General features: G+C 53.6%; 8 protein-coding genes, 1 tRNA gene and 1 pseudogene. 2 read left to right on the plus strand and 8 right to left on the minus strand.

Going from position 1 to position 6,525, the window contains the following annotated elements; all coding sequences use genetic code 11:
- Window positions 1-748: 748 nt before the first annotated feature.
- Entirely contained in the window at window positions 749-1,657 is a 909-nt protein-coding gene (locus tag CAGGBEG34_RS09100) for a DNA adenine methylase (RefSeq protein WP_006683340.1), read from the plus strand.
- Here the strand turns inward: CAGGBEG34_RS09100 and CAGGBEG34_RS09855 are convergent.
- The 8 genes and pseudogenes from CAGGBEG34_RS09855 to CAGGBEG34_RS09140 form a co-directional block, all read right to left on the minus strand.
- Window positions 1,641-2,258 (minus strand): NotI family restriction endonuclease, encoded by a 618-nt coding sequence (locus CAGGBEG34_RS09855; protein WP_081463822.1) that lies wholly within the window; start codon window positions 2,256-2,258, stop codon window positions 1,641-1,643. The genes CAGGBEG34_RS09100 and CAGGBEG34_RS09855 overlap by 17 nt on opposite strands.
- Window positions 2,225-2,662 (minus strand): NotI family restriction endonuclease, encoded by a 438-nt coding sequence (locus CAGGBEG34_RS09110; RefSeq protein WP_042688504.1) that lies wholly within the window; start codon window positions 2,660-2,662, stop codon window positions 2,225-2,227. Before CAGGBEG34_RS09110 ends, CAGGBEG34_RS09855 begins: the two co-directional genes overlap by 34 nt.
- A gap of 248 nt (window positions 2,663-2,910) precedes the next feature.
- Window positions 2,911-2,983, minus strand: a tRNA-Ala gene (locus CAGGBEG34_RS09115).
- A 60-nt stretch (window positions 2,984-3,043) separates the two neighbouring features.
- Window positions 3,044-3,436, minus strand: coding sequence for a 30S ribosomal protein S9 (gene rpsI, locus CAGGBEG34_RS09120; protein ID WP_006683341.1), 393 nt, complete (start codon window positions 3,434-3,436; stop codon window positions 3,044-3,046).
- Window positions 3,437-3,456: 20 nt separating this feature from the next.
- The gene (gene rplM / locus CAGGBEG34_RS09125) at window positions 3,457-3,885 is read right to left on the minus strand and encodes a 50S ribosomal protein L13 (protein ID WP_006683342.1); all 429 of its coding nucleotides are present in this window, start codon (window positions 3,883-3,885) and stop codon (window positions 3,457-3,459) included.
- Complete coding sequence (locus tag CAGGBEG34_RS09130; RefSeq protein ID WP_006683343.1) at window positions 3,882-4,163, minus strand: type B 50S ribosomal protein L31; 282 nt, start codon at window positions 4,161-4,163, stop codon at window positions 3,882-3,884. The genes rplM and CAGGBEG34_RS09130 overlap by 4 nt, the downstream gene beginning before the upstream one ends.
- 75 nt (window positions 4,164-4,238) lie before the next feature.
- Window positions 4,239-5,070 (minus strand): annotated as a pseudogene (locus CAGGBEG34_RS09135) (segregation and condensation protein A).
- Window positions 5,071-5,214: 144 nt separating this feature from the next.
- Window positions 5,215-5,400: a DUF3460 family protein gene (locus CAGGBEG34_RS09140; protein WP_006683345.1), complete on the minus strand. Its 186-nt coding sequence runs from the start codon at window positions 5,398-5,400 to the stop codon at window positions 5,215-5,217.
- A 27-nt stretch (window positions 5,401-5,427) separates the two neighbouring features.
- Here CAGGBEG34_RS09140 and CAGGBEG34_RS09145 point away from each other — a divergent pair.
- Window positions 5,428-6,525: autotransporter assembly complex protein TamA (locus CAGGBEG34_RS09145; RefSeq protein WP_042688505.1), on the plus strand; the 1,098-nt coding region annotated here is incomplete at its 3' end.

The raw sequence follows: 6,525 nt of genomic DNA on the forward strand, positions 1-6,525 counted from the left end.
CATGTACGGAGAAATCATAAATGCTGATTCCTTTCGACAATCAGGCAATGTGGGTGTGCGACTTCTGCCTGAATGCTGAGTCGGATGGCGCAATGAGGTCCAGACATACGCACGCTGTTATTTGCGCTTCTTGCATTAAAAATCCCGCGGGTTTCAAAAATAAAAAGCATCTGTGTTGCAAGTCAAGTGGTTGGCGCTGGATTTTCCTGCCAGGGGGAGCGGCGCTGGACGAGGCTGTTCAGGATAGAGAGCAGCTTACGCAACAGCGATCAGAGCTTTTATGGGTTTTCCAGCGGCTCGTANGCAACGAGGATATGAAAACGTTCTACGAACGCTTACGAGCCGCTGGAAAACCCATAAAAGCTCTGATCGCTGTGTTGCGTAAGCTGCTCTCTATCCTGAACAGCCTCGTCCAGCGCCGCTCCCCCCTGGCAGGAAAATCCAGCGCCAACCACTTGACTTGCAACACAGATGCTTTCTCTGAGGCGACCAAAGCACAATGCGGGCCGATGAGGGTAGATGAGAGCGTTTGGTGGTGTCCGTGTGGGGTACTGGTGGTTTCTTGATTCCGTGAGTGTTCACGGAGTTTGATTGCAAGGCTGAAACTCTTTAAAATTTCGTGAATGTTTACGGATACCCATGCTTGTGGGAGCACAATGGATTCAACGGCTTTGCAGCGTCAGAATAGGCGAATCGAGCGCCTAAAGGCCCAGGGCGTAACCCGCTCAACTGTGCTGGTACATGAGGAGTGTCGGCCAGTTTTGTTGACCCGGAGAAGATCGAGGCATTGACCTCACTCTTGAAACAGCTTCACGGAAAGGCTAAGCCGACCAATGTTGCCCAAGTGCGGCACTTGAGCCCCTTCCGTTATCCAGGCGGCAAAACCTGGCTTGTGCCGGAGGTGCGGCAATGGCTGATGGCCTCGAAACAACGCCCATCCGTATTTGTTGAACCGTTCGCAGGCGGAGCAATTGCGGGCCTTAGTGTGGCCGCTGAATACTTGGCCGAACGGGTCTTTTTGTTCGAGCTGGATGATGACGTGGCTGCTGTGTGGGAGACGATCTTTTACGGCACTGATGTCGATGTGGCTGATCTGTCCAAGAAGATCACCCGTTTTGACGTGACCTCTGAGAACGTTCGGGCTGTACTTAATGGAAAGCCGCGTTCGACCAAAAACCAAGCCTTCCGAACCATCATTAAGAACCGGATGCAAAGAGGCGGCATCATGGCAGCCGGCGCCGGCTTGGTGAAGGACGGTGAGGCTGGACGGGGACTCAAGTCACGCTGGTATCCAGAGACACTGGCAACCCGCATCAAGGTACTGCGCAGCCTCAAGAATCGAATCGTCTTTGAACGGGGAGATGCCTTCGAGGTTGTATGCTGCTTTGCCGATAATCCCGATGCCTTCTTTTTCATTGACCCGCCTTATACGGCCGGAGGCAAGCAGGCGGGGTCCCGGCTCTATACACACAACGAAATCGACCACGAAAGACTGTTTGCACTCATGACGAAGGTGCGCGGTACAGTGATGATGACTTACGACGATACGCCAGAGGTGCGCGAAATGGCCGAACGTCACAGTTTCCGCATTGAGCGGGTACCAATGAAGAACACACACCATGCCATTATTCACGAGCTGCTTATTCTGAAGCCTTGAAAACCTTGTTCGCCCGCGAGTTGTCATGAATGACCTGTTTCAGATTGCGGGTGAAATCGGCTTTGCTGAGTGGCTCCGTGGCGTTCAATGCCCGCCGAGAGCTTTCCAGACTGGTAAAGACTACTACACTGGCTGCCATTTTCAGCGCTTGGTCGTAGTCCACGACGAACCAAACCACATCCGAATTATCCCGGCGTTCTTGGTCATTCCTAGCGCGGGGGTATGCATCGGCTAGGGCATTCATATTGTCGTAGAAAAACCGATCAATGACCACGACGACCTTTTTACCCCAATTTCTGAGTACCGGCACCTTTACATCGAGCTGGGGAGAAAGACGCTTTGGCCCGCTGCTGCGATAGTCTGGACGCCGGCGACCTACCGGAAACAGCACCGCCGAAGGGGACGCCGCATAGGCGACAAACTCAAGTCGCATCTTGTCTCCAGAGAAATACAGGGCTTGGGTTTCGACTGCGCACCATTCAAGTTCGCTGGTATCCATCGTGGCTGGATTAACCAGAATCCAGTCGATCCGACCGGCCTTTTTCCCTTCTTCTGCGACTTCAGCCTCTATGTCTGCCGCCGTTTCCGGGGTGCGTATGATATCCGAAACTTTGCGAAAAACGGCGTTTCTTTGATCACCGTAGGATTGGCAACATCGAGCATCTTTTCAGAAATCCAGACGAACACGCTTTTCCCATCGTCCAGCGTTTGCAGGAAGCGCGACGGGCAAACGGTCACGATCTTGTCGCCAGGCACCGGGCTGCCGGAGCTGTTCGGGCCTGGCAAGAAGCGGCGAATGCTGCAAACGCCGCTGGCCTTATTGCATCGAGCTGCCGGTATCAGGGTTGAGAGAAAGGGACAGATCGGGGCATTGGACAAGTCCCCGGTTTGGTCTTGCAAGGCCGCGAGCTGGCCAAAGGTCTGACGCTCTTTTGGCGTCATGCTTGTGATGTCTTTGCCGAACCATTCAGCGATCCCATAGCGGGCAATTGGTGCGCGGGCCATTCATGTTTTCCAACACGCTCTGCGTTTCTCACAGACGCCGTATTTAAGGGCTTCTGAATATTGTTTACACTCATAACATATTTTTAGCCTTTTCCCAATATCTTCCAAAATTTCACCAGAGTTACAGTCTATATATTCAGCCATATTTATAATTTTTTATCAATGAAGCTCGTCATTAGAACTTTTTCAATTTGCGTTTGAGCGGGCCATAAAAAAGACCAGAGGAGATTCTGGTCTTATGAATAGGGTGGAGAAGAGGAGGATCGAACTCCCGACCTCAGCATTGCGAACGCTGCGCTCTCCCAACTGAGCTACTTCCCCCATCTATCTGTACAAAGAGAAAAGCAGAAAAGTGGTTTTAAAGGGGATAAAGCGGTGATCTTAACGTTTGGAAAACTGTTTACGCCGGCGCGCTTTATGCAGCCCTACTTTTTTGCGTTCGACTTCGCGCGCATCACGTCTGACAAACCCCGCTTTTGACAAACTGGGCTTTAGCGTTTCATCGTACTGGATGAGTGCGCGCGTGATGCCATGACGCACTGCGCCGGCTTGTCCGGTCTCACCGCCGCCGTGCACATTGACTTTAATATCAAAAGTCTGAGCGTGTTCTGTCAGTTCAAGCGGCTGACGAACAATCATCAGCGAAGTTTCGCGCGAAAAATATTGATCCATCGGTTGATCGTTAACGATGATTCCGCCCTGACCCGGTTTAATAAAAACACGGGCGACCGCGCGTTTGCGGCGTCCTGTGCCTGTATGCCAGTCTCCAATCATTCTCAGTCTCTTCAATCTCTTTAAAGTTCAAGCGTTTGCGGCTGTTGCGCCGTATGCGGATGCGCCATCTCCGGATAGACTTTGAGCTTAGCGAACATGGCGCGGCCGAGCCGGTTTTTTGGCATCATGCCTTTAACGGCTTTTTCCAGCGCACGGCCCGGAAAACGTTGTTGCATCTTCCCAAAATCCGTTTGATAAATGCCGCCCGGATAGCCTGAGTGGCGGTAATACGTTTTACCTGTCCATTTATTGCCCGTCACCCTTAATTTGCTTGCGTTGACAACGACAATAAAATCGCCGGTGTCTACATGCGGCGTGTATTCAGGCTTATGTTTTCCGCGCAGGCGATGCGCTATTTTACTGGCGACGCGGCCAAGGACCTGATTTGTTGCATCCACCAGATACCATTTACGTTCTATTTCGGCGGTTTTTGCGGAAAAAGTTTTCATTTTGCAGTTCCCTTGTCTTTTTCAGGTTTTCCGCCAGCGCGCATACCGAACCTGCGACGGAATTTTTCAACATTCCCTTCACTGTCCACGATATGCTTAATGCCTGTGTACACTGGATGAGAAGCAGAGGAAATTTCGATTTTTGAGAGCGGGTACGTTTTGCCCTGGTATTCAATCGTTTCCCGTGTCTCAATCGTCGAGCGCGTCAAAAACTTGGCATTGCACGATGTATCCAGAAACACAACTTCGCGATATTCGGGATGAATGTCCTTCTTCATCAAACGGCCTGCGACAGAGTGAGTGCGTTTAAAACGCGCCATTATGCCAGATATTGAACTCGACAATTTTACTTTTCAGGCGGGCGCTCCCGACGCATCCGCCAGTTGCACATACAAGGGCGCAAAGGGTTCGGCCTGTGTAATCTCAATCAGCGCAATACGCGCCAGTTCAAGGATGGCAATGAAGCTGACAATTGCCACCGGTACATCGCGCACCGGGGCAAACAGTTCGGTAAACTCCATCCGCCGCGCACTGCGCAGTGTCCGCAGGATGACACTCATCGTTTCGCGCACTGAAAGCGCTTCGCGATGAATAGAGTGCGGCTCAACGCGCCTGGCGCGCCTGAGCGCATCCGCCCAGACGGCGCAGATTTCCTCAAGCTGCACCGCGGGCCAGCGCGGCGCGGCGTTTCGTTGATGGCGCGCCGCGACAGGCAGAAGATCGCGACCCAGTTGCGGCAGGGCGTCCAGCGCGCGCGCAGCGCCCTTGATGCGTTCATATTCAAGCAAGCGGCGCGCCAGCTCGGCGCGCGGATCGGCATTGCCTTCCTCTGCAGCCGCGTTTTCTTTGTTGATCGGCAATAACAGGCGCGATTTGATTTCAATCAGCAGCGCGGCCATCAGTAAATATTCAGCCGCGAGTTCAAGATTGCGCGCGCGGATGCGCTCAATATACTCCAGATACTGGCGCGTGAGCTCGGTCATTGGAATATCGAGCACATTGAAGTTTTGCCGGCGAATCAGATACAGCAACAGATCGAGCGGCCCCTCAAAGGTTTCAAAAAAAACTTACAAGCGCATCGGGCGGAATATAGAGATCGCGCGGCAGCTTAAGGAGCGGCTCGCCGTACAGACGCGCACAGGCCGTATCGGGCGCGGGCAGAACACTGTCCAACGCGGCCCTCATTTAGAAGTCATTTCATAAATAGGCGAGAGGCTGTCAGGCAGGGGAGGACGGAGCGCAGGAACCGGAGCATATATAAAATATGTGAGGATTCCGAGCACCACCCGACCCTGCATCACGGCCTCGCAGCCATTTATGAAATAACTTCTAGAAATTCTGGTAATACACATACGGCATCTGCGGCGCGCGGCTTTCGCGTTCGCGCGCACGTTCTTCCAGATCGATCGGCGGCTTATCCCACAGCAACGCGCGGCCATTGCGCTGCGCCGCTTCCAGCCAGGGCTTTTGCCGCTTGAGTTGATGGATAAATTGGGTAATATCTGATTGATACATCCGGTTGCCCTTTTTTCGGAGTTTTGCTTGGCAAATCATTCTACAACTGCGTCGAAGCAGCGTCTGAGCATTTGCGGCAAACTCTTCGTTTATCCCGGTCTGGCGGCGGCGCTTGGACTCGCTGCTCCTTACGCATGGGCGGCGTACAATGTCCATATTGACGCGCCCAAGGCGCCGCGCGCGTTCAAGAAATTGCTGAAAACGCATCTGGATATCGCGCGCTTTGCAAAAAGCAAAGACATCAGCGATGAACAGCTTGAATTCCTGCTTTTGGCCGCGCCGCGGCAAGCGCGCGAATTCGCCAAAACCAGCGGCTATTTTTCAGCCGACATTAACGCTCAAGTCGCCACCGCATCCAGCGGAAAAAAAACGGTCACGCTGCATCTCCATCCCGGCCCGCGCACCACAATCTCAGCCATTCATCTGAAGTTCGCCGGCCCAGTACAGAATGAAGCGCCTGAGCGTGAGGCCGCCGCGCGCAAGACCTGGCCGCTCCCCGTCGGCGATCCATTTACCCAGGAAGGCTGGGAAAAAGCAAAGAACGCTTCCTTAAAGACGCTGCAGGCGCAGCGCTACCTGGGCGCGGAAATCGCGCACTCGCAAATGCGCATTGATCCGGACGCGCGGCAGGCCAACGCATCGGTGAGCTTCGACAGCGGCCCAACTTTTACACTCGGCCCGCTGGAAATCAGCGGACTGCAACGGTATCCGGAATGGATCATCCATCATGTCAACCCGCTGAAAATGGGCGAAATCTATCAGGAAGCGCGCATCCTTGAACTGCAGCGGCAAGTGCAGAATACCGGCTATTTCGCCAATGTCGCGATAGAAGTCGAAAACGACCGGAACAAAGCGCATCACGCGCCCGTCAAAATACAGTTAAGCGAGTACCCGCTGCATTCAATCCGTTCCGGAATCGGCTATTCATCCGATGCCGGCGCGCGCGTCCAGGCTCAATACCTGTATCACAACCTCTTCAGGCGCGCGTGGATTTTCGATGCGCGCGCGGCGCTTGAACAACGCAAACAATATGCGGCGCTGCAACTGTCCATGCCGCCCGACCTCCGCGCATTTGTCAACAGCGCGCTGGGTTCATACGAGCGCACGCGCGCCGCGAATACTGAT

The organism is Candidatus Glomeribacter gigasporarum BEG34 (assembly GCF_000227585.1).
Taxonomy (GTDB): domain Bacteria; phylum Pseudomonadota; class Gammaproteobacteria; order Burkholderiales; family Burkholderiaceae; genus Glomeribacter; species Glomeribacter gigasporarum_B.